Source organism: Nonomuraea terrae, from assembly GCF_044465245.1.
GTDB lineage: Bacteria > Actinomycetota > Actinomycetes > Streptosporangiales > Streptosporangiaceae > Nonomuraea > Nonomuraea terrae.
The window spans coordinates 907,401-929,115 of sequence record NZ_JBITLL010000004.1 but is presented as its reverse complement, the minus strand read 5'-3'; the positions used below and the strand labels follow the sequence as shown (position 1 = coordinate 929,115).

Sequence of the window (21,715 nt, the reverse complement as noted above, 5' to 3'; positions counted from 1 at the left end):
CGATACCGGGTGCTCCAACCCCGGGCCGAGGTCAGCCCCCGCCGGTCACCGGCCCGAGCTCGTTGCCGAAGTCGGCGGCGATCTTACGCATGCTCTCGGCCAGGTCGTCGCGGTCGAGCGCGTCGATCCGCTCGGCCGGCCCCGAGACCGACAGCGCCGCCACCACCCGGTCGCCGTCCCGGACCGGCACGGCGAGGCAGTGCACGCCGAGCTCCTCCTCGCCCAGGTCCAAGGCGTAGCCGCGGCCTCTGACGGCCTGCAGCTCGGTCAGCATCGCGGACCGGTCGACGATCGTGTTGGGCGTGCGGCGCGGCATGCCGGTGCGCTCGAACACCGCGACCGCCTCCGCCGGGGGCCGCCCGGCGAGCAGCGCCTTGCCCACGGCCGTGCTGTGCGGCAGCACCCGCCTGCCCACCTCGGCGAACATCCGCAGCCGGCGCGGCGACGGCACCTGCGCCACGTACACGACGAAGTCCCCTTCGAGCACCGCCAGGTTTGCCGTCTCACCGGACAGCTCGACCAGCTTGCTCAGGTACGGCCGCGCCCACACACCGACCATGCCCCCGGCGACCCCGCCCAGCCGGACGAGCCCTCCGCCCAGCGCGTAACGCCGGTCGGACTCCTGGCGCACGTAACCCCGCACGAGCAGCGTCTGCAGCAGCCGGTGGATGGTGCCGTACGGCAGGCCGGTCCTGGCGGCGATCTCCGACAGCCCCGCCTCGCCTCCGTGCTCGGCCAGCGCCTCCAGCACGTCGAGCGCCCGCTCGACCGACTGGACGCTCACAGGGCGGCCCCGCGCAGTGAGGCGTCCAGCACCTCCGCCGTGTGGGCCACCCTGATGTCCGCGCCGGCCCGCCGCATGGCCGCGGCGATCTGCATGGTGCACCCCGGGTTCGCGGAGACGAGCAGCTGCGCGCCCGTCGACCCGACCGCCTTGGCCTTGCGGTCGCCGAGGTCCCGCGCGGCCTCCGGCTGCAGCAGGTTGTACGTGCCCGCCGAGCCGCAGCAGATGGCCGACTCGGGGATCTCGCGCAGCTCCAGCTCCGGGATGCCGCTCAGCAACTGGCGCGGCTGCGAGCGCACGCCCTGCGCGTGGGCGAGGTGGCAGGCGTCGTGGTAGGCGACGGTGCGCGGCAGCGGGTGCCGCGTGGCCACCGGGCCCAGCTCGGCCAGGAACTCCGACAGGTCCATCACCCGGAACCCGGGGTCGTACCCGAGCAGCGTCGCGTACTCCTTCATCGACGAGCCGCAGCCGGCCGCGTTGACCACCACGGTGTCCACCCCGGCCTTCTCGAACGTCCTGACCGTCCTGCGCGCCAGCCGCTTGGCCTGCGCCTCCAGCCCGGAGTGCACGCTGAGCGCCCCGCAGCAGCCCTGCCCCGGCGGGATGACGACGTCGCAGCCCTCCATCGCCAGCACCCGCGCCGTGGCGGCGTTCACCTGCGGGAAGAACTCCCGCTGCACGCAGCCCAGGAGCATCCCGACCACGGCCCGGCGCTCGCCCCTGGCCCTCACCACGCGCGGCAGCCGCTGGCGCCGCTCCACGCGCGGCGCGAGCCCGGCCATCGCGCCGAGACTCGGGTTCACCCTGGCCAGGAACGGCGCCATCCGCCCGGTCAGCCCCAGCGTCGGCCGCAGCAGGCGCAGCCGGCGCGGGTAGGGGAACAGGTTGAAGACGATCCCGCGCACGGCCCGCTCCTGCGGCGGGCGCTCATGCTCACGTTCGACCTCGACGCGGGTCTGCTCGATCAGCCGGTCGTACTGCACCCCGGACGGGCACGCGGTCACGCACGCCATGCAGCCCAGGCAGGCGTCGAAGTGGCCGGCCATCTCGGGCGTCATGGGCGTGCCCTCGACGTGCTGGCTCATCAGGTGGATCCGCCCGCGCGGCGAGTCCATCTCCTCGCCCCACAACACGTACGTCGGACAGGTCGGCAGGCAGAACCCGCAGTGCACGCAGTCGTTGATGAGCTTCGGATCCATGTCAGATGCCTCCCACGAACCGTCCGGGGGACATCCTGCGCCCGGGATCGAACCGCTCCTTGACCCGCCGCATCAGCGCGAGCCCGCTGATCTGCCCCCATCTGTCGACCCCACCGTCCGGGCCGTCGTCCGGCGTGGCGAGCACGACGACCCGCCCTCCGGCGTCCTCCACCGTCTTGCGCAGCGCGGACACGGCCAGCTGACCGTCCGTCGCGAGCAGCAGCCGCCCCGCGACGGGAGAGCCGCGCAGCGCCGTCCCGGCGCCGGCCGCCGCGTCGAGCACGGCCCCCGTGGCCGTCGGCGGGAACCGCACCTCGGCCAGCACCTCGCCGGACGGGACGCGCCCCCACCACGACGGCGGCTGACCGATCACCTCGCCCCCGCCCACGACGTCGCGCAACGCGCGCGCCCTGGCCTCGGCCGCCGTGCCCTCCACCAGCGCGGCCAGGACGAGCGGGCCGTCCGGATCCGGCCGGTCCACCTCGACCGCGCTCGGCTCGGCCTGTGACGCCGCGAGCGCCAGGGCGATCCTCGGCACCTCGTCCAGGGCCGGCTCGGCGACCACCCAGCGGCGCTCGGCCGGCAGCGGATGCAGCCGGAACACCGCCTCCGCGATGACGCCGAGCGAGCCGTACGAGCCGGCGAAGAGCTTGCCCAGGTCGTAGCCGGCGACGTTCTTGACCACCTTGCCGCCGGAGCGGGCGACCGTGCCGTCGGCGAGCACCACGGTGATGCCGATGAGCAGGTCGCGGGCGGTGCCGAAGCGGAACGCGCGCGGCCCTGGCAGCCCGGCGGCCAGTGTGCCGCCCACCGTCGAGCCCGCGCCGGACGGCACGTCGAGCGCCAGCTCCTGCCCCTTGCCCGCCAGCTCCGCAGCCAGGGCGTCCATCGTCACCCCGGCCTGGACGCGCACCACGAGGTCGCCCGCCGCGTGCTCCAGCACGGCGTTCATGCAGCACATGTCGAGCAGCACGTCGCAGCGCTCCGGCGGCGCGCCCCAGTGCAGCTTCGTGCCGCCGCCCACGGGCACCACCGCGAGGTCCTGCTCCGCGCAGGCCCGCAGCAGGGCCGCGATCTCCTCGACGCTCTCCGGCAACGCGACCCAGCGCGGGAGCACGCCGCCCACCGCGTCGTCGGGGCCCGCCTGCCTGACCGTCACGCCGATCCCTGTCAGGGTCATCAGAACTGCTCCGCCTTCCCCGACTCGACCAGCGGATGCACGCCCTTGCGCACGCCCGGCACCTCGCCGCACAACCGCGGCGTCGGGAACACCTTGCCCGGGTTCGACAGCCCGCGGGGGTCGAACGCGCACCGTACGAGCTGCATGGTGTCGAGATCGTCCATGCCGAACATCTTCGGCATGTAGCGCGACTTGTCGACGCCCACGCCGTGTTCGCCGGTGATGGAGCCGCCGTGCTCGATGCACAGGTCGAGGATCGCGCCCGAGACCACCTCGGCCCGCTCGCCCGCCCCCGGCTCCGCGTCGTCGAACAACACCAGCGGATGCAGGTTGCCGTCGCCGGCGTGGAAGACGTTGGCCACCCGGATGCCGTGCTCCGCCGACAGCCGGTCGATGGCCGCCAGCACCGCGGGCAGCGACGTGCGCGGCACCACGCCGTCCTGCACGATGTACGCCGGGCTGATGCGCCCGACGGCGGCGAACGCCGACTTGCGGCCCTTCCAGATCGCCGCCCGCTCGGCCGGCCCCGCCGCCACCCGCAGCTCGAACGCCGCCGAGCACATCTCCTTCAGCCGGGCGAACTGCCGCTCGACCTCGGCGGCCGGGCCGTCCAGCTCCACGACCAGCACCGCCCCGGCGCCCGCCGGATAACCGCAGGCCACCGCGGCCTCGGCCGCCTCGATGCTGAGCGCGTCCATCATCTCGATCGCAGCCGGCACGATGCCCGCGCCGATGATCGCCGAGACGGCCTCCCCGCCCTGCTCGAGGCTCTCGAACGCGGCCAGCACCGTGGTCACGGCCTCCGGCGCGCGGCTCAGCCGTACGGTGATCTTGGTGGCGATGCCGAGCGTGCCCTCCGAGCCGATGAACGCCCCCAGCAGGTCGTAGCCCGGGTCCATGCGGTCGAGCGTGACCAGGTCGCCGTCGGGGGTGACGATCTCGCAGGCCTCGACGTGGTTGACGGTGAAGCCGTACTTCAGGCAGTGGGCGCCGCCGGAGTTCTCCGCGACGTTGCCGCCGATCGAGCAGACCTGCTGGCTGGAGGGGTCGGGCGCGTAGTAGTAGCCCTGGTCGCGGACGGCCTCGGTGATGGCCAGGTTGGTCACTCCCGGCTCGACGACCGCCCGGCGGTTGTCCAGGTCGATGTCCAGGATGCGGCGCATCTTCGCGGTCACGATGAGCACGCCGTCCTCGCGGGGGAGCGCGCCCCCCGACAGGCCCGTGCCCGAACCCCTGGCCACGAACGGCACGCCGAAGTCGTTGCACAGGCGCACCACGCGGGCGACCTGCTCGGCGGTCTCGGGCAGCACGACCACGCCCGGGGTCGCCCGGTGGTAGGTGAGGCCGTCGCACTCGTAGGTGCGCAGGCGTACGGGATCGGTGATCACCGAATCTTCGGGCAGCAAGGAGTGCAGCGCCGCGGTCAGCTCTTCCATCACCGATCCCCCCTCTTTTCTATTTTTCACCTTTTGTCATGGCATTCGAGCATAGGCCGGGAGAGTTAGGAATTCGGCGAAGTCGTCGTCCAGCGCCACTTCCTTGAACAGCTGCGTCGCCTGGTCGAACACCTTCTCGTCGTATCCCGGCTCCTGCGCGATCTTGGCCAGCTCCTCGCCGATGATCCGCTCGACGATCTCCTTCGTCACCTGCTCACCGGTGTCGGCGAGGGTGACGTCGTTGTGGATCCACTGCCAGACCTGCGAGCGCGAGATCTCGGCGGTGGCGGCGTCCTCCATCAGGTTGTGGATGGCCGCCGCGCCCTGCCCGCCCATCCACGAGGCCAGGTAGCGCAGGCCGACGTCGACGTTGCTCCGCAGGCCCGCCTCGGTGATGTCGCCCGGCGTCTCGGAGACCGCCAGCAGCTCGGCGGCGGTCACGCTGACGTCCTCGCGCAGCCGGTCGAGCTGGTGGGGTCGCGACCCGAGCACGCCGTCGAACACCTCGCGGCAGATCGGCACGAGGTCGGGGTGAGCCACCCACGACCCGTCGAACCCGTCGCCCGACTCGCGCGTCTTGTCGGCCCGCACCTTCTCCAGCGCGACCTCGTTCACCTCGGGGTTCTTGCGCGAGGGGATGAACGCCGCCATCCCGCCGATGGCGTGCGCGCCCCGCTTGTGACACGTGCGCACCAGCAGCTCGGTGTAGGCGCGCATGAACGGCGCCGTCATCGTGACCGTGTTCCGCTCCGGCAGCAGGAACTCGCGGCCCCGCGTGCGGAACTTCTTGATCACGCTGAACAGGTAGTCCCAGCGGCCCGCGTTGAGCCCCGCCGAGTGGTCGCGCAGCTCGTAGAGGATCTCCTCCATCTCGAACGCCGCCGGGTAGGTCTCGATGAGCACGGTCGCCCTGATGGTGCCGTGCGGGATGCCGAGGAGCTCCTGCGCCCGGGTGAACACGTCGTTCCAGAGCCGCGCCTCCAGGTGCGACTCGATCTTGGGCAGGTAGAAGTACGGGCCCTTGCCCTTGTCGATCTGCCGCTGGGCGCAGTGGAAGAAGTAGAGCGCGAAGTCGAACAGCGACCCCGACACCGGCCGCCCGTCGACGAGGGCGTGCTTCTCGTCCAGGTGCCACCCGCGCGGGCGCACCACGACGGTGGCCAGCTCCTCGTCGGGCTTGAGCGTGTACGCCTTGCCGCCGGACTCGAAGTCGATGGTGCGGTCGAGCGCGTCGCGCAGGTTGAGGTGGCCGGCCACGCAGTTCTCCCACAGCGGGGACAGGGCGTCCTCGAAGTCGGCCAGCCACACCTTCGCGCCGGAGTTGAGCGCGTTGATGGTCATCTTCTTGTCGGTCGGGCCGGTGATCTCGACGCGCCGGTCCTCCAGCCCGGGCGCCGGGGGAGCGACCTGCCAGTCGCTCTCCCTGATCTGCTTGGTCTCCGGCAGGAAGTCGAGCATGGCGCCCGCCGACAGCTCCGTCTGGCGCGCCTGGCGGGCCTCCAGCAGCTCAAGCCGCCTGGGGCCGAACTCCCGCTGAAGAGTCGCCACGAAATCGAGCGCCTCCGGCGTGAGGATCTCGTCGAACCGATCGAGCATCGGGCCGGTGATCTCCATGGGACCTCTTTTCCATGATATGGAAAATGACTTCTGGAATGTGGAAGTGAAGTTACTCTCCCGCCTATATCGGGTCAAAGGCGGGGTCCCCCCGGGGAGTCGTCGGGGTCATCCCCGATGTGGCGGGCGCCATGCCGGGAGAGGATTCACCGCATGAAGAAGGTGATCGTTGCGGGCGGACTTCTGCTCTCCGCCGTCCTGCTGACCGGATGCGGCCTCGAGAGCGTCACCGGCCCGAGCAACCAGGACACGGTGTCGTACGAGGTGAAGGAGAGGGTCGGCGAACTGCGGCTGAAGAGCGGCGCCGGCGACGCGGAGATCACCGAGACCGACGGCGACACCGTACGCGTGGTCGAGCACCTGCGCTGGCGCGGCGACGCCAAGCCCGAGACCGAGCACAAGGTCGAGGGCGAGGCGCTGGTGGTCACCTATGACTGCCCGTCCAGCTGGGGCACCTGTGGCGTCGACTACGAGATCCAGGTGCCCAAGGGCCTGACGGCCGACCTGACCACCGGTTCCGGCAACCTCATCCTCAGGGGCCTGACCGGGGAGCTGAAGCTGCTCGTGGGATCGGGGGACGTGGACGCCGCCGGCCTGGCGGGCAAGAGCCTGTCCGCCGAGTCCGGGGCGGGCGACATCGAGCTCACGTACGCCTCCGCTCCCGACGCCGTCGAGTTGACGGCCGGGAGCGGGGACATCCGGCTGACCGTTCCCGACGGCGCCTACGACCTGAAGAGCGAGGTGGGCTCCGGCGAGACCGACGTCACGGTCAAGACCGACACGTCGTCGCCGCGCAAGATCTCGTTGCGGACGGGATCGGGCGACGTCACGGTGTCACCTGCGTAACGGGATAACCAGGTGATTGCGCTCGGGGATGTCTGCCACCATCGTGGGAAGACATCGAGGTGTCCAGACGTTTCCTCATAGAGATGACACGAATGCGCGAATACACCCTGCTCGACGAGATCGAGACCGGCGACATGGACCTCGAGGAGCGCCAGGCGCTGCGCCGCGTCGCAGGCCTGTCCACCGAGCTTGAAGACGTCTCCGAGGTCGAATACCGGCAGCTGCGGCTCGAGCGGGTCGTCCTCGTCGGCGTCTGGACCTCCGGCACGGCCGAGGATGCCGACAACTCCCTGCTCGAGCTGAAGCTCCTGGCGGAGACGGCCGGCTCGCAGGTGCTCGACGGGCTCGTCCAGCGGCGCCAGAAGCCCGACCCGGCCACGTACATCGGCTCCGGCAAGGCGTTGGAGCTGCGTGACATCGTCGACTCCAGCGGCGCCGACACCGTGATCTGCGACGGCGAGCTGGCCCCCGGCCAGCTCCGCCAGCTTGAAGAGATCGTCAAGGTCAAGGTCATCGACCGTACGGCGCTGATCCTCGACATCTTCGCCCAGCACGCCAAGAGCCGCGAGGGCAAGGCCCAGGTCGAGCTGGCGCAGCTGCAGTACCTGCTGCCGCGTCTGCGTGGCTGGGGCGGCAACCTGTCGCGGCAGGTCGGCGGACGCGCCGCGGGCGGCGTCGGCATCGGCGGCCGCGGCCCCGGTGAGACCAAGATCGAGCTCGACCGGCGCCGCATCCGCGAGCGCATGGCCAAGCTGCGCCGCCAGATCGGCGGCATGTCCACCGCGCGTGACACCAAGCGCCACGCGCGCCAGCGGCGCGAGGTCCCTGCCGTGGCCATCGCCGGTTACACCAACGCCGGCAAGTCCTCGCTGCTCAACCGCGTCACCGGCGCCGGCGTGCTGGTGGAGGACGCGCTGTTCGCCACCCTCGACCCGACCGTGCGCCGGGCGCGCACGCCCGAAGGCCGGCTGTTCACGATCGCCGACACCGTCGGGTTCGTCCGTCACCTGCCCCACCAGCTCATCGAGGCGTTCCGCTCGACGCTGGAGGAGGTCGCCGACGCCGACCTGATCCTGCATGTGGTCGACGGCTCCCACCCCGATCCCGAGGGGCAGCTCGCGGCGGTCCGCGAGGTGTTCGCCGACATCGAGGGCGCGTCCGACGTGCAGGAGATCGTGGTGATCAACAAGGCCGACGCGGCCGACCCCGAGGTGCTCGACCGCATCGCGCGGCGCGAGCGCGACAGCATCGTGGTCTCGGCCCGTACGGGCAAGGGCATCCCCGAGCTGATGGAGCTCATCGAGGAGCGGCTGCCGCGTCTCGACCACGAGGTCCACCTGCTGGTGCCGTACGAGCGGGGCGACCTGATCTCGCGGGCCCACAAGGAGGGCGAGGTGCTCTCGGTCGACCACGTGGGCGAGGGCACGATCCTGCACGCGCGCGTGCTGCCCAGCCTGTCGCAGGAGCTGCTGCGGGTCGGCAAGCCGGTGGAGCGCGTTTCCTAGGCCGTACTTCGAGGTGGGTGCCGCTGCGGCGGCACTCACCCGTATGGTGCGCCAGATCTCGCCGCAAAGCGCGCAGAGTTGCGCAAAAGCGGCAGTGGTTTCGGCACCCGGGGATTGCTAAGATTGGCCAGACCCAACGTTGGTCTGGCTTTTAAGTTCGGGTTCTGGGTTTTCGGTGATGGCCGCGCGTCCTGAAGTCGTCAGCGGGGCCCCTGGGGCAGAGGCAGTGCCGCGTGACAGCTGAGAGCAGTGGTCTTTCTTCCGAATAACCCTGTACAGCGGCCCAAGATGTGAAATAACGTAACTGAACTGAAATCGCCGGATCATGACTCCGGCGATACGGTCACCGCACAACCTGATGCGGATGAGAGCAGGAGACCCCCCATGTCGTCCGGACCCGGAGCGGACTCAGTGGGCGCGGCACAGGCCGTGCGCTGGGCTCGGCGCCCGTGCGGGGGAGCATGCTGGGTGGTGATGCGGTGACCGTTCGGCTCCTGACCAACATCGGCCGCCTCTGGACCGGCAACGAGGTCCTCAGCAACGCCGCCATCCTCGTCCACAACGACCGCATCGCGTGGGTCGGGCGCGCTCCCGACCTGCCGCAGAGCGTTCCGGGAGTCGTCGACGACATCGTCGACGTCGACCACGTCGAAAACCTCGGCGGGGCCCTGGTCACGCCCGGTCTCATCGACGCCCACACCCATCCCGTCTACGCCGGCAACCGCTACGCCGAGCTGGCGATCCGCACCGGCGGCTCCACGTCCGCCTCGATCACCGCGGCGGGCGGCGGCGTGGGCTCCACGGTCACCGTGACCCGCGGCACCGACCCCTGGACGCTGTGCAACGGCGTGCGCGAGCGGCTGCGCGGCTGGCTGCTCAGCGGCACCACCACCGTCGAGGCCAAGACCGGTTACCACCTCACCCGCGACGGCGAGCTCGCCGACGTGCGGCTCCTGCGCGAGCTGGAGAAGGAGCCGATGATGCCGCGGGTGCACGTCACGTTCCTGGCCGCCCACGTGGTGCCGCCCGAATACTTCGGCAGGCAGCGCGAATACGTCGAGGCCGTGGGCGCCTGGTGCGCCGACGCGGCCGCGGCGGGCGCCGACAGCGTCGACGTCTACTGCGACGAGGGCCACTTCACCACCGAGGAATCCCGCTGGGTCCTCGCCTCCGGCCGCAACGTCGGCCTGCTGCCGCGCATCCACGCCGGCCAGTACAGCCGGCGCGGCGCCGTCCAGCTGGCCGCCGAGCTCGGCTGCGCCTCCGCCGACGGCCTGCACCACATGTCCGACGAGGACATCGCCATCATGTCCCGCTACGGCGTGCCCGCCGTCGTCTGCCCGGCCACGGCCCTGCAGCGCGGCCACCTGCCGCCGGTCCGCCAGATGATCAAGCATGGCGTGCAGATCGCGCTCGGCAGCGACCACAACCCCGGCTTCTGCGGCATCACCTCGATGTCCCTGGTGATCGCCATGGCGGTGTCGGCGTTCGGGATGAGCGTCAACGACGCGCTGCGCGCTGCCACCCTCGGCGGCGCCACCGTCCTGGGCGCGCCCGACCGCGGCGTGCTGACGCCGGGGCGGCTCGCCGACATCGTGCAGTGGGACGCCGACCACGAGGGCGCCTTCGCCTGGTCCTTCGGCCTCAAGCCTCGCCGTGTCTGGCGCGGCGGCACCCCCGTCCAGTAACGCCCGCTCCGCCACCCAGCGCGGCGCCGTTCCACCCCATGCAACCGGTGACCGGCGAGCTCGTCGAGGCCGCCGTCGACAAGCAGTTGACCAAGACCATCAACCGCTACGGCCGCATCGACCTCTGCTGACATCGCGACCATGCCGAGTGTCGAGTCTCGGGGGCCGGCCGTCGCCGCCCGCGGCTCGGCATGGTCACAGGCGTTGGAGGAAGGCGAGGACCTGGTCGCTTGGACGGTAGCGGCCTGGACAAGCTTCCTGGAGAAGCTTCCTGGTGAGCGCGAGGGCCTTCTTGATGCTCATGTCAGCGTGAAGGCAGGCGTCGGTGGAGCGGATGCCGGCGTGGCCGAGCCAGAGGCCGCTCACAGAGGTGTCGACTGTCACCGCCCCAACGGCACGCCGTGCGTGCAGCCGGTGCCGGTTCCTGCGCGTCCCCACTACCCGGCATCGAGGGGACGACCTGCAACGCCGAAGCCCGCCTGATCGAAAGTCCTTCGCGCGTGCCACCGTCGGGATGATGAGGTGGCACGCGGGTCCTGGGCTGGTGGCGGTTGATCCGACCGCCGCGCACTGCGAGTATCCATCGCTCCTCATGACACATCTGGCAGGCCGGACGGTCCTCGACGATGAGGGATCGGAGACGCGCGTTCCTCTGCTGGCCCGTCAGCTCGTGGCCATCCATGCGCTGCGGCCCGTCGAGCGGCCCCGGCCTTTCCCGACAGCCCGCTGGTGGGGTCGACCAGGATCATCTTGTGGCTCTGCGAAGCGGAAGAATCGCCGCGCGATCCGCAGCCGACGGGGCCGGTTCTTGGGCTGAGCGGCTCAGAACGTCTCGATGTCGTGCACGTCGATCAGGGCCCGGTCCTGCCTGCCGTGCGCGTCGACGTGCTGCGCCAGATGGGGCATGGTGGACAGCTTGATGTCGAGGGTGACCTCGGCGCGGGACCGTCGACGAGCCGGTGTCGTGGGTGGTGGTCGATCTCGGGTGGCCTATGTCGAGGTGCGCGGGTATCCGGCGGGCGTTGACCACCGAGGAGACTTGTGCCGGCCGGGTCGCCTTGTACTTGTCGTACTGCCTGGGCCACGGGGTGGACTGGTCGAGCCCGCGCTTGGGAGCCGATGCCGGTGAGGGCCCGGCTCGCCGAGTCGGTGGCGGGTCGACCAGGACGGCCTTCGAGTCGTGGACCGGAGCAGGAACACCCGTGAGCGGACCCAGCGCTCGACATCCTTGGCGTGCTTCTAGTCGGTGGTGGTCTGGCCGGCGGAATCGCGGGCGAGGGCGACGATCTGCTCCAGAGCCGCCGCATGCCGTTGGAAGGCCAGCCGTCCCTGCGGAGTGAGCTGCACGTACGTCCGCCGCGCCCGCCTGTCCTGGTCCTTGCGGACGATGACGTACCCGGCGGCGGCCAGCGCGGAGATCTGCTTGGACAGCGCTGAGTCGCTGGTGCCGACCGAGTCTCTGAGAAAGCCGAAGTCCACCCACTCGGCCGGTGCCAGCAGCGCCACGACCGACAGACGCGCCGGGACGTGCAGGAACTCGTCGAACAGCGGATCCATCAGGCGGCCCCGCCGCCCTGCCGGACGATCGACTTCATGATGGCGCGGTTCACGGGCGTGGCCGCGACGTACGCCACGGCCACCACGATCGCGCCGGCGGCAGCCTGTGACAGCAGCCCGTGAGGCGGCAGGTCGAACAGCGCGAAGGCGGCGATCCGGCCGATGCTGAAGGCCACCATGATGCAGGCCAGCAGCCCGCCGTGGAAAAGGGCCTCCTGGCTGGTGACCTTCCGGCAGACCGAGGCCCGGTGCTCGTAGACGATCCCCACGCCCGCGTACAGGACCATCCCGGCCACCAGGAAGACGAAGTTCCAGGGGCGCGGGAGGTCGATGGCCGCGAAGGCGATGAAGAGGCCGAGCGCGGAGATGACCACGCGCGGAAGCGCGAAGCTCTGGCGGACGATCTGCTCCCGGGTTCTGTCCTGGAGACGGTGGATGTCGTCGAGCGAAGTCCGGGCGTCTTGCTGATTCATGGATCATCCCCAGAGTCGACTACTGCTTTCCTTTGAGGAAAGTACCATCTATTTTCCTCGCGGGAAAGTGGTCGGCGCGCGCGAGGCTGTGCTGGCGGGAGTTGAACACGGACGACTGGGTGAGGGCCGCGCTTCGCTGGGGGAGGGCGGGCCGGCCGCGCGGCCAGACTGCTTGCCTGACGTGGCTTAACGGCTTTCAAGCGTCTGACCAGCTAGTTTTCTTGTCTACCCCAGACGGGCCAAGGGTCGTTCGCGCTGGCCGCTACCTTCACCGGTCCGGCATGGGTGGCGGCACTTGACCGCTTGGATGTCCACGTGCCGGCGCCGATCGCCCACCCACGGGCCGAGGTCTGATCAGCTGGCGCCACTTGGCGGGGCCGCTGGTGGACAATTCGTCATCCACAGACTCCGGCCTGCCCTTGTTCCTTGTCCACAGAATGCGGTTCGGGTCCAAAGCGGCGGTGCCCTGCGCCATACGGTCGCCGGCGTGCGAACCCCCGATCCAGCGGCAGAGCGAGCGATAGCCGAGTCCCGGCTACGCTCCATCACCGCCTCTACCCGCCGCCCGCGCCGTCGCGTGGGCCGACCGGCGTGGGGGACGGCCGAGCGAGCCACCTCCCGGGGAAACCACCACCCATCCCCCGGAAGCGCCCGCCCATCGCGTGGAAGCACCCCCACAACCCCCGACGAGCTCCAGCCTCACCTTCAGCCCCCAAGTCCGACAACCCTCTCGTACACCCCGGAAGGCGTGGACCAACTCTCCACATTCTGGAGCGCCCACGGCGACCGCTTCGCTGCATCGCGTTCTGTGCCCGGTTACGGCGACAGCGTCGTTCTGCCGCACCCTACGACCTTCGCCCGGGATGACTCCGGTTTTGTAGCGGATCAGGCTGCCCACGTGGTTTCCCCGGGTTCTCAGGGCTTTGGCCTGGATGACTCAGGCGCCGGGGGTGCGACGGCGCCCGACCACGACCGCTTCCGCCGGCCGGCTTCCGTTGACGTCGCTCGGAACGACCTGGGTGGCATGAGTTCAGCCCTGGGGCACCGCGACAGCCTCGGCTCTTTCGGTCCCGCACCCTTCGACCTGGCCCATCCGGGCTACCTGCGTCCCGTCGGCATCCACAACGACGACCTCGGCCCTTTCAACACCTCGCCCCATGCTGGGAGCGGCGTCGGCTCCTCGGCTTCGTCCGTCCCTCCTGACCCCGTGACCGCGTCCAGCCCCGCGGTGGTGACGCAGCCCAAGAACAGCCCGGCAGCGGCACCACAGGCCAATGAGGGCCCGGCGGCGGCTCAGACCATGAAGGGATCCACCACTGTTCCCCCGTCCCTCCAGAGATTCCGCAACGCTCTCGCCTCCCAGGGCCCCGCGCTGGACCCCGGCAGGCCGGGCCTGCGTGTGCTGCTCGCCATCGGCGTCCTCGCTGCCGCAGTGGCGGCCTTCCTGGTCTGGCAAGCCCAGCCCAGACCGCAGCCCCTTCCGCCACCCACCCCGATCGTGCCCGCGACTCCATCGCCCACGGCCAAGGTCACCGTGCACGTGGCCGGCAAGATCCGCAAACCAGGCGTCTACCTTCTCCCCTCAGGCGCGCGGGTCACGGACGCGGTGGCAGCCGCCGGAGGAGTGTCTCGTGGAGCCTCCATCGGAGGGCTCAACCTGGCCCGACGCCTGATCGACGGCGAACAGATCGTCGTGGGCGCCAAACAGCAGCCGGCCGCCCCCGGCTCGCCCGTCGTGGACCCGGCAAGCGCCGTACTCGACCTCAACTCCGCCACCGCCGAGCAACTGGAGCAACTCCCCGGCGTAGGGGAGGTGCTGGCCGCCCGCATCGTCGAGTTCCGCACCAGCCGCGGCGGCTTCACCGCTGTTGACCAGCTTCGCGAAGTCAGCGGCATAGGTCCCAAAACGTTCGAAGAAATCAAGCCAAAGGTCCGGATCTGACATGCCCACCATGCATTCCGAAGAGCACCACAACCGCCGTGCGAGCCGCTCTCTCGGCAGCCCAGGCCCTTCGCAGCAGCAAGAGCAACACCCCGACGCCCTTGCAGGCCCTGATCTCGAGGTCCGCGACGCCGCACACCCCTTCTCGGCGACGAATCACCCGGCGCGTCCAGTCGCCTGGCCATACGAGCCCGCCCTCCTCGATGCCGCACCGCCTCGCACAGCCAGGAGCCCAGCAGGACAGTCCCGCCCAGCATCAGCAACCGGTCTGGCGCACTCGGATGACGACCTGGGGAGGGTAGCCCGCCTGGAGGCGGATACACGCTGGAGTGATGGGGCCGGCTGGACTCAGCCGGAGGTGAACCGTGGGTGGCCGGCATGCTCAGGACCGGCTCCCGGTCCGGCCCATAGGGGCGACGAACCGGGGCGGAGAGGACTTTCAGCCGGGAAGACGTCCTGGGGCCATGGGACCCGCTGGATCCGGCCGATGGAAGTCTCGGGAGGGCCCGCACGCTCAGACGCGCTCACCGCTTGGGTGCGTCCGGATGACGGTTGGTCCCGAGGGGACCAGAGCCGTGGGACGGCGCGTCTCGGCGCGGACGTCAGAGCAACGCGGCGCATGCAGGCCGTCGCGCCATCCCAGCCCCCTCTTGTGAAGAACGACCGCGAACGTGCATGGCCGCTCGCCTTCCCGGCGGTGGCGGCCTGGGGCAGCGCCATGGCCTTGCTCGGCTGCTCGGCCGGCACCGGCATGATCGTCGCCGTCACCTCAGCCCTCGGTGCTGCTGCGACGGCGTGGCTCGTACGGCCCCGCGTCACCCGTATCGGCTGGCACGACATCACGACCGGATGGCGCAACATCGCCATCGCCACCCTCATCTGCACGGCGGCCGCCTCCGCATCGGTCGCCCTGCGAGTCCACGCACTGAGCACCGGCCCGGTGCCTGAGCTGGCAGACAGCAGCGCCTTCATCACCGCAGAGATCGCGCTGACAGACGACCCCGAACGGCGCCCGAACCGAGGCGGACACTTCACCCAGGACAGCTACGTCGCCCGCGCCGCGCTGAAGGTCGTCCAGTACGGCACCAGCCGCCAAGCGGTCGACGTCCCCGTAACCGTCTTCGCCATCGGGCGGGCCTGGAGCGGCTTCCTTCCCAGCCAGCACCTCCAAGTCGCCGGACGCCTCGCCCGCCCCACTTCCGGCACTTCGGTGGCGGCCATCCTGTTGGTCCGAGGCCCGCCGAAGGTCCTGACACCTCCCTCCGGCCTGCAGACGATGGCGGGCTCTCTCAGGGCAGGGCTCCGGTCCGCCGCCGACGTCCTTCCTCCCGACCAGCGTGGTCTCCTCCCCGGTTTGGTCGTGGGCGACGTCTCCCGGATGGACCCGCAGGTGACGTCCGACATGAGGGAAGCCGGCCTCAGCCACCTGAACGCCGTAAGCGGGGCAAACCTGGCAATCGTCGCAGGCGCTACTCTCGCTCTCTCCCGTGTGATCGGCCTCCCGCTGCCGGTGAGAGCCGGGTTCGCGGCTATGGCGATGCTGGTGTTCGCCGTCGTCGCCCGTCCGTCGCCGAGCGTCCTCCGCGCCCTTCTCATGGGCCTGGCCGCCGCCGTCGCCATGGGCACGGGCCGCTCCAAGGACGGGGTGGCCGCTCTGTCGGCGACCGTCCTCTTCTTGATCCTTTTCGTCCCTGAACTTGCCCGCTCGTACGGCTTCGCCCTCTCCGTCACGGCCACCGCAGGCATTCTCATCCTCGCCCCCCGCTGGCGCGACAAACTGTCCCGCTCGAAGGAGAACATCACCCCACACGACCCGCTCACCGCAGCCGACACGGGCCCGCCACCCCCGTACGGTCAGGTCGCCACTGGTAACGATGGCCAGGTCCTGGGCGAAGACAACGGTCATCTATTGGACGACGCCCGGTCAGACGGCCGGGCAGACGATCGGGCACACGGCCGGGTAGACGGCCGGGTAGACGGCTGGGCACACGGCCGGGTAGACGGCCCGGTGGACGGTCGAAGGGCGGAGCGCTCATCGCGGCAGCGCGCCTTGCTGCGGGTTCCGCCGTTGCCGCGTTGGGTCGCGGAGGCGGTCGCCGTACCCGCGGCCGCGCAGCTGGCCGTGACACCCGTCCTGGTGCTCATGGCGGGACAGCTGACGCCTGTGGCCGTGGTCGCCAATCTGCTCGTCGCCCCGGCGGTGGCCCCCGCCACGCTGCTCGGCTTCGGCGCCGCCTTGGTGGCCCCCGTGTGGCCGGACGGCGCTCGGCTGCTCGTCGTCCCGGCCGGTTATGCGGTCGGGTGGATCATCACGGTCGCCCGCTGGGCGGTGGACCTGCCGTTCGCCACCGTGCCATGGCCGGCCGGCCTTCCAGGTCTTGCCCTGCTCGTGCTCGCAGTGCTCGTCGCGATCCCCATCCTGCGCCGCCGCGCCTGGCGGACCGCCGCGGTGACCGTGGCCGTGGCAGCGCTGGTGGCGGTGCTGGTGATCCGGCCGATCGCCGGTCCCTGGCCGCCCAAGGGATGGCTGATGGTGATGTGCGACGTGGGTCAGGGCGACGGCCTGCTCATCGCGGCGGGTCCAGGTCGGGCCGTCGTGGTGGACACAGGGCCCGATCCGGTGATCATGGACAAGTGTCTGCGCAGGGTCGGGATCGACGATGTTCCCCTGCTCGTCCTCACCCACGCCCACGCCGACCACGTGGGCGGCATTTCGGGAGTGTTGCGAGACCGGCGCGTGGGGGCGGTTGTGGTCAGCCCCCACGGAGCCGGCTCGGAAGGCGGGTCACGCATCTCCACCATGCTGGCGGGTCGCCGCATACCAGAATGGACGGCCGCCCCGGGCACACGCTGGCGCTTCGGCCCGTCGGAGCTCACCGTCGTCGCCCCGGCTGTCGACTCGGGCACACCGTACGGCTACGGAGAGGGCAGCGAGATCAACAACGCGAGCGTGGTCCTCCACGTACGCTGGCGTTCCGGCTCCGCCCTGCTGGGCGGCGACCTGGAAACCGAGGCGCAGGACGACCTCCTGCGCCGGTTCCCGGTACGCGCGGACATCCTCAAGACGCCGCACCACGGATCGAACCGGCAGTCTCCAGAGTTCCTGGGCTCCCTCGGCGCACGGGCGGCCTTGATCAGCGTGGGGGTCGGCAACGACTACGGTCACCCTGCCCCAGCCACGCTCGGCCTCCTACGCCGACTCGGGCTCACCGTCTACCGCACCGACCAGTCGGGCGATCTCGCCGTAGTGGAGGGTGCAGGCGGAATGGCGGTGATCCCCCGTGGCCGTGACTTCAGTTTTCGCGCAGCCGGAGACGGCCACGGTGGCGCGACAGGGGTGGGGCGCGGCCTGGCCGCCACCCACCTGCGGAGGCACCGCTGCACAAGGTCGAAGCACCGGTGCGCACCATCGGCCGCGATGCCACCGAGCCCGATGACCTGATGGTCATGATCAGTCAAAGGGGAGGATGCGGCCCGGCCGCCGTTCGCGTGTTGGGCCACCGTTGCACAAAAGCACAATATCGGTGTGCACGATCGGCCGCGGCGCCATCCGGCCCCAGTTCCTGGAGGTCAAGAACGGCATCGATCAGATGCTGGAGCAGCCCGACCTTACGGACGGGGAACGTCAGACGCTCGAAGGAGACAGGGACGCTGTCACCGCGCTCGCCGAACGCCTCGCCAACATCCCCACCCCGGGCCGGTCCCACGCCTGAGGAACTCGGTGCGCAACCGGCCTTCATCCCGCTCACGGTTCTGCGAGATCTCCTGCCTGGAGGTGCAGCATGAGCGAGCAGGTCACCCACTCGCCAGGCAGGAACCTCGGCTACGCCGCAGTGTCCGGCACTTCGGGACCCGACGAACCGGCGTGGGAACGAGGACGTCTGTCATCCGTCGCTCGGTACGAGCATCACTCACCGGGATCAAGCACGTCGGGACCGAAACCCTGTGGGGACAGGCGACACGATCGTGAGTATGACGAGGTGTTCGGCATCGTGGCCCTCGCCTGCCCGCGGGCACGCGGTGCCGGGCTGATCGATCGTGCCCCGTGCTGGAAGCGCACTGTCGTCCTCGTCTGCCAAGACAGCACCGCCCTCCGGGGACAGCGACGATGGTGGCGGGCCGTCGGTGGTCAACTCCGCGGGAACATTTGTCCAAGACTGATGGCCGACCGCCCGTGCATAGTCTCCGCATGAGTACGTACGGCATTGAGCACTCGCATGGGATGCACGTGGTCCATGACGGCCAGCGGCAGGCGCCGCCGTTGTTGCTCATCCACGGATCGGGGGCCTCGGGCGGCTTCTGGAGTCCGGTGGTCCCGGCACTGGCCGGCCACCATCACGTCATCCGGGTCGACCTGCCGGGCTGCGGCCAGTCCCCGCCCGCGCCGTCGTACGACGTGCCTGCGCAGGCGGGCCAGGTCGCGGCGCTGCTGGACGACCTCAGCCTTCGTCACGTCGCCGTGGTCGGGCACTCCAGCGGCGGCTACGTCGCCACCGCGCTTGCCGAGCAACGTCCCGACCTCGTGGGTTCGCTTGCACTGATCAGCAGCGGCCCAAGTCTGGATGCGCTCCTTCGGCAGCCGCTGATCCTTCGGGTCCTGTTGGCCCCGCCTTTGGGCCCGCTCCTGTGGTCGAGGCGTTCGGATGCGATGATCCGCAGGGGGATCAACGCGACGGCCGCTCGCCCGGTGGACCTCCCGGACGACGTGGTCGCCGACGTACGGAGCATCACCTACCGCGTGATGAGGACGGTGCTGCGCCGGAACACCGCGTACATCGCCGAGCGAAGCGTGCCGGAGCGTCTCGCCGCCCTCGGGGTCCGCGTGCTGGTGATCTTCGGCGCTGCCGACTCCCGTTGGGAGCCGTCATCGGCGCACCAGTACGACGCGGTGCCGAACGCGCGCGTCGAGCTGCTGCCCGGCGTCGGGCACCTACCCATGTTGGAAGCGCCCGAGACGACCAGCAAACTGCTGCTGGGCTTCACGGCAACGGGCCGCTGACAGCCCACCGATGATCCCTGAAACCTAGACTGGTCACGTGTTGTCGACCGGGACGCCACCTGACCGGGCGTGGGTGGACGTCGCAGTCCCACGCCCGTCGGTTCGGCTGCCGGGGGTCAGCATGGCCGGGTTCCGCCATCGCGCCCCGGCCTTTGTGGACATCGCCATGGTCGCGTACCCGTCCGTCACCCTGCTCGTCGATCTGAGCGAGGGAGAAGGCGTCGTCTACGAAAACCATGGCCGGCACGAACGTGGCAGTGTCGTCGTCGGGCTCCTCCCCGGCGATCTTCGGGCAACTGGCTGGGGAGTCGGCGAGTGCCTCCAGATCCGGCTGGAGCCGGTCGCGGCGGCTGCGTTGTTCGGCGCATCGGCCGAGCTCAGCGGGACGGTGGTGGCCCTTGAGGATGTCTGGGGCCGCGACGCCGGGCGAGTCGAGGACAGGCTGCGCGCCGCCGCGTCGTGGGACGAACGGTTCGCGATCGCGGTGGACATCCTCGGCCGACGGCTGGGCGCCCATCCACCGGTCGATCCGCAGGTCGCCTACGCCTGGCGGCGGACGCTCACCAGCCGCGGGCGGGTGCGGGTCGACGGACTGGCGGACGAGGTCGGCTGGAGCCGCAAGCGCCTGTGGTCCCGCTTCCGCTCCCAGCTCGGCATCACACCCAAACGCGCCGCCCGACTGGTGCGCTTCGACCACGCCGCCCACCTTCTCGCGGCGGGTCACGCCGCCGCCCGCGTTGCCACCGAGAGCGGCTACGTCGACCAGTCCCACCTTCACCGCGAGGTCACGACGTTTGCCGGGCTCACGCCCACGGCCCTGGCCGTCGCGCCGTGGCTCGCGGTCGACGGCGTCGCGTGGCCGGCTTCATCGCCAAGCCGGCGCCTTGCGAAGGGCGGCGAACGCGTCCCCGACCTTCCTTGAACAGCCTGCCTACACGATGCGGCTGCCCAGATGGAGGAACCCGCCGCGCGTCAGGGCAGTGTCGTCAGAGTCCCCGCGGAGGTTCGCCGGTCGTGGCTACATCTCGAGAAGTGTGATGCCGACGACGGGGCGCGACTCCTCCAGATGCTGGCCGCCATGACGAGTATCACGGCGTCAGCACGAGCATGGCCGGAGATTATCGGTCAGCACATATCGCCGTGTTCATACTCATCGGCAATGGCGTTCTGAGCTCATAGCCGCGACGCCTGACAGACGTCCTGTAGACGTACTCATAAGCGATGAACGCTACGGCAGGCGTGTCGCTGTGGCTGCGGAAAGGGCATGGGTGACGCCGGTAAGCGGTTCCGACAGCTGCCAGAGGCGAGTGGCTGTGGTGGGGTCGTGGATGGCGCGCTCGAGGACGACGACGTCGTATGTGTTGCTGTCATGTCAGTTTCCCTTCGCGGCGCGGCCGAGGCGGAAGGCCGAGATGAGGAAGAAGATGCCGCCCGGGATGGCGTAGCCGGCCGCGTTGATCAGTGTCGGGTTGTCCGCGGCGGCACCGATGATGAACGACGCACCGGCGAGCACGGAGATGCCGCCGCTGACGATCATCGGCCACTGGCCGCCCATCTTGCGGCGGGTGACACCCAGGATCAGCTGGACCAGCCCGGCCACGACCGCCCAAGCGCCCCACACGCGCAGCACCGCCGGGATACCGGACGCGCAGGCGATGGCCACGCCGACGGCGGTGATCAGGCTGACCGCGATGTTCACGTACAGCAGGGCAGGTGATCCGGTGGTGCGCGACGCGCGGGCGTCGATGATGGCGGCGGCCACGTCGAACAGCGGGTAGAGCACGAGCAGAGTGACCGCGACCGGACCCAGTCGCGAGGCGGTCGTGAACATCACGAGGGCCCAGACGATGGCGAACGCGAACCGGATGAAGTACAGCCGCCGCAATGCGGACGCGGTCCCGGAAATCCCGGGTGAAGCAGCGATGGTGCTCATGGTGATCCTTTCAGTGGATGAGTGACGAGGAGAGCGGTTCAGCGCGTCCTGCGGTCGGCCCCCTTCTCGATCAGGTGGCTGACCGGACAGTGGGCGGGAGTTCACCTCTTCGGTGCGGGCTTTGGCCCGCTTCGTCAGGTAGCGTTCGTCGCCGGGCGCGATGGCCGGGTCCTGCCTGCTGACCGGGTGCCAGGACGAGATGGTGTGCCCGGCGGCCGCCTCGCTCGTTCCGGCGCGGATGATCTGGCCGTTGACGCCGCGCAGCACGTCCTTGACCGCGCCGATGGGTAGGCCACGCGGCGCAGTTGACGCGGCGATGACGGGGTGGCCGGCGTCGCGCAGCCAGGTGATCCCGTCCAGCCGCCGTGCACGAGGACGACGGTCGGCTTGGGCGCGGCAGCCCGGGTCGGCTTCACGAAGGCTGGGGGGACCGAGATCCGTGCCCCGGACGGCGAGACCGCCGCCGACAGGCCGACCGGAGTGACCACGGCTGTACCGATGGACAGCGGGGCGGTGCGTACTTGCCTGCACGAGCCACTGGCACAACTCCCCGAAAGAC

At 70.3% G+C, this 21,715-nt stretch carries 17 protein-coding genes; 8 read left to right on the top strand and 9 right to left on the bottom strand.

All coding sequences use genetic code 11. From position 1 onward, the window contains the following. Positions 1-31: 31 nt before the first annotated feature. The 5 genes from ACIBP6_RS22575 to aceB are packed head-to-tail and all read right to left on the bottom strand — an operon-like array spanning position 32 to position 6,213. The gene (locus ACIBP6_RS22575; protein ID WP_397054992.1) at positions 32-784 is read right to left on the bottom strand and encodes an IclR family transcriptional regulator; all 753 of its coding nucleotides are present in this window, start codon (positions 782-784) and stop codon (positions 32-34) included. Beyond that, positions 781-1,983 (bottom strand): (Fe-S)-binding protein, encoded by a 1,203-nt coding sequence (locus ACIBP6_RS22570; RefSeq protein ID WP_397054990.1) that lies wholly within the window; start codon positions 1,981-1,983, stop codon positions 781-783. Before ACIBP6_RS22570 ends, ACIBP6_RS22575 begins: the two co-directional genes overlap by 4 nt. A 1-nt stretch (position 1,984) precedes the next feature. Further along, on the bottom strand, positions 1,985-3,163 hold the full coding sequence (locus ACIBP6_RS22565; protein WP_397054988.1) for an FAD-binding oxidoreductase: 1,179 nt from the start codon (positions 3,161-3,163) through the stop codon (positions 1,985-1,987). Continuing rightward, entirely contained in the window at positions 3,163-4,599 is a 1,437-nt protein-coding gene (locus ACIBP6_RS22560) for an FAD-linked oxidase C-terminal domain-containing protein (protein WP_397054986.1), read from the bottom strand. Before ACIBP6_RS22560 ends, ACIBP6_RS22565 begins: the two co-directional genes overlap by 1 nt. A 36-nt stretch (positions 4,600-4,635) precedes the next feature. After that, the gene (gene aceB, locus ACIBP6_RS22555) at positions 4,636-6,213 is read right to left on the bottom strand and encodes a malate synthase A (RefSeq protein WP_397054984.1); all 1,578 of its coding nucleotides are present in this window, start codon (positions 6,211-6,213) and stop codon (positions 4,636-4,638) included. A gap of 153 nt (positions 6,214-6,366) precedes the next feature. Between aceB and ACIBP6_RS22550 the strand changes: the two genes are divergently transcribed. The 3 genes from ACIBP6_RS22550 to hutI all read left to right on the top strand — a co-directional run bounded on the left by ACIBP6_RS22550 (position 6,367) and on the right by hutI (position 10,252). Continuing rightward, positions 6,367-7,059, top strand: a complete 693-nt coding sequence (locus ACIBP6_RS22550; RefSeq protein WP_397054982.1) for a DUF4097 family beta strand repeat-containing protein — start codon at positions 6,367-6,369, stop codon at positions 7,057-7,059. A gap of 92 nt (positions 7,060-7,151) precedes the next feature. Next, positions 7,152-8,564 carry a GTPase HflX gene (hflX, locus tag ACIBP6_RS22545; RefSeq protein ID WP_397054980.1) on the top strand — a complete coding sequence of 471 codons (1,413 nt, stop codon included), beginning with the start codon at positions 7,152-7,154 and terminating at the stop codon, positions 8,562-8,564. A 479-nt stretch (positions 8,565-9,043) separates the two neighbouring features. Beyond that, positions 9,044-10,252 (top strand): imidazolonepropionase, encoded by a 1,209-nt coding sequence (gene hutI / locus ACIBP6_RS22540; RefSeq protein ID WP_111183898.1) that lies wholly within the window; start codon positions 9,044-9,046, stop codon positions 10,250-10,252. Between the two features lie 195 nt (positions 10,253-10,447). Here the strand turns inward: hutI and ACIBP6_RS22535 are convergent, their stop codons facing one another. From ACIBP6_RS22535 to ACIBP6_RS22525, 3 genes are all read right to left on the bottom strand, one after another. Then, positions 10,448-10,636 carry a hypothetical protein gene (locus ACIBP6_RS22535; RefSeq protein WP_397054978.1) on the bottom strand — a complete coding sequence of 63 codons (189 nt, stop codon included), beginning with the start codon at positions 10,634-10,636 and terminating at the stop codon, positions 10,448-10,450. Between the two features lie 855 nt (positions 10,637-11,491). Then, entirely contained in the window at positions 11,492-11,809 is a 318-nt protein-coding gene (locus tag ACIBP6_RS22530; RefSeq protein WP_397054976.1) for a winged helix-turn-helix domain-containing protein, read from the bottom strand. Next, positions 11,809-12,282, bottom strand: a complete 474-nt coding sequence (locus ACIBP6_RS22525; RefSeq protein WP_397054974.1) for a hypothetical protein — start codon at positions 12,280-12,282, stop codon at positions 11,809-11,811. The genes ACIBP6_RS22530 and ACIBP6_RS22525 overlap by 1 nt, the downstream gene beginning before the upstream one ends. 748 nt (positions 12,283-13,030) lie before the next feature. Between ACIBP6_RS22525 and ACIBP6_RS22520 the strand changes: the two genes are divergently transcribed. The 5 genes from ACIBP6_RS22520 to ACIBP6_RS22500 all read left to right on the top strand — a co-directional run bounded on the left by ACIBP6_RS22520 (position 13,031) and on the right by ACIBP6_RS22500 (position 20,145). After that, the gene (locus ACIBP6_RS22520; protein ID WP_397054972.1) at positions 13,031-14,224 is read left to right on the top strand and encodes a helix-hairpin-helix domain-containing protein; all 1,194 of its coding nucleotides are present in this window, start codon (positions 13,031-13,033) and stop codon (positions 14,222-14,224) included. A 652-nt stretch (positions 14,225-14,876) separates the two neighbouring features. Then, on the top strand, positions 14,877-17,666 hold the full coding sequence (locus ACIBP6_RS22515) for a ComEC/Rec2 family competence protein (protein WP_397054970.1): 2,790 nt from the start codon (positions 14,877-14,879) through the stop codon (positions 17,664-17,666). A gap of 82 nt (positions 17,667-17,748) precedes the next feature. Next, positions 17,749-17,937 carry a hypothetical protein gene (locus ACIBP6_RS22510; protein ID WP_397054968.1) on the top strand — a complete coding sequence of 63 codons (189 nt, stop codon included), beginning with the start codon at positions 17,749-17,751 and terminating at the stop codon, positions 17,935-17,937. Positions 17,938-18,413: 476 nt separating this feature from the next. After that, positions 18,414-19,223, top strand: a complete 810-nt coding sequence (locus tag ACIBP6_RS22505; protein WP_397054966.1) for an alpha/beta fold hydrolase — start codon at positions 18,414-18,416, stop codon at positions 19,221-19,223. Between the two features lie 121 nt (positions 19,224-19,344). Then, entirely contained in the window at positions 19,345-20,145 is an 801-nt protein-coding gene (locus ACIBP6_RS22500; RefSeq protein WP_397054964.1) for a helix-turn-helix domain-containing protein, read from the top strand. A gap of 450 nt (positions 20,146-20,595) precedes the next feature. Here ACIBP6_RS22500 and ACIBP6_RS22495 read toward each other — a convergent pair whose 3' ends face one another. Continuing rightward, entirely contained in the window at positions 20,596-21,423 is an 828-nt protein-coding gene (locus ACIBP6_RS22495) for a hypothetical protein (RefSeq protein WP_397054962.1), read from the bottom strand. Between the last annotated feature and the right edge of the window lie 292 nt (positions 21,424-21,715).

Bases quoted from the DNA above. Each gene is read 5' to 3' on its own strand.
- ACIBP6_RS22570 (WP_397054990.1), bottom strand. From the start codon at position 1,983: ATGGATCCGAAGCTCATCAACGACTGCGTGCACTGCGGGTTCTGCCTG.
- ACIBP6_RS22565 (WP_397054988.1), bottom strand. From the start codon at position 3,163: ATGACCCTGACAGGGATCGGCGTGACGGTCAGGCAGGCGGGCCCCGAC.
- ACIBP6_RS22560 (WP_397054986.1), bottom strand. From the start codon at position 4,599: ATGGAAGAGCTGACCGCGGCGCTGCACTCCTTGCTGCCCGAAGATTCG.
- aceB (WP_397054984.1), bottom strand. From the start codon at position 6,213: ATGGAGATCACCGGCCCGATGCTCGATCGGTTCGACGAGATCCTCACG.
- ACIBP6_RS22550 (WP_397054982.1), top strand. From the start codon at position 6,367: ATGAAGAAGGTGATCGTTGCGGGCGGACTTCTGCTCTCCGCCGTCCTG.
- hflX (WP_397054980.1), top strand. From the start codon at position 7,152: ATGCGCGAATACACCCTGCTCGACGAGATCGAGACCGGCGACATGGAC.
- ACIBP6_RS22530 (WP_397054976.1), bottom strand. From the start codon at position 11,809: ATGGATCCGCTGTTCGACGAGTTCCTGCACGTCCCGGCGCGTCTGTCG.
- ACIBP6_RS22525 (WP_397054974.1), bottom strand. From the start codon at position 12,282: ATGAATCAGCAAGACGCCCGGACTTCGCTCGACGACATCCACCGTCTC.
- ACIBP6_RS22505 (WP_397054966.1), top strand. From the start codon at position 18,414: ATGAGTACGTACGGCATTGAGCACTCGCATGGGATGCACGTGGTCCAT.
- ACIBP6_RS22500 (WP_397054964.1), top strand. From the start codon at position 19,345: ATGGCCGGGTTCCGCCATCGCGCCCCGGCCTTTGTGGACATCGCCATG.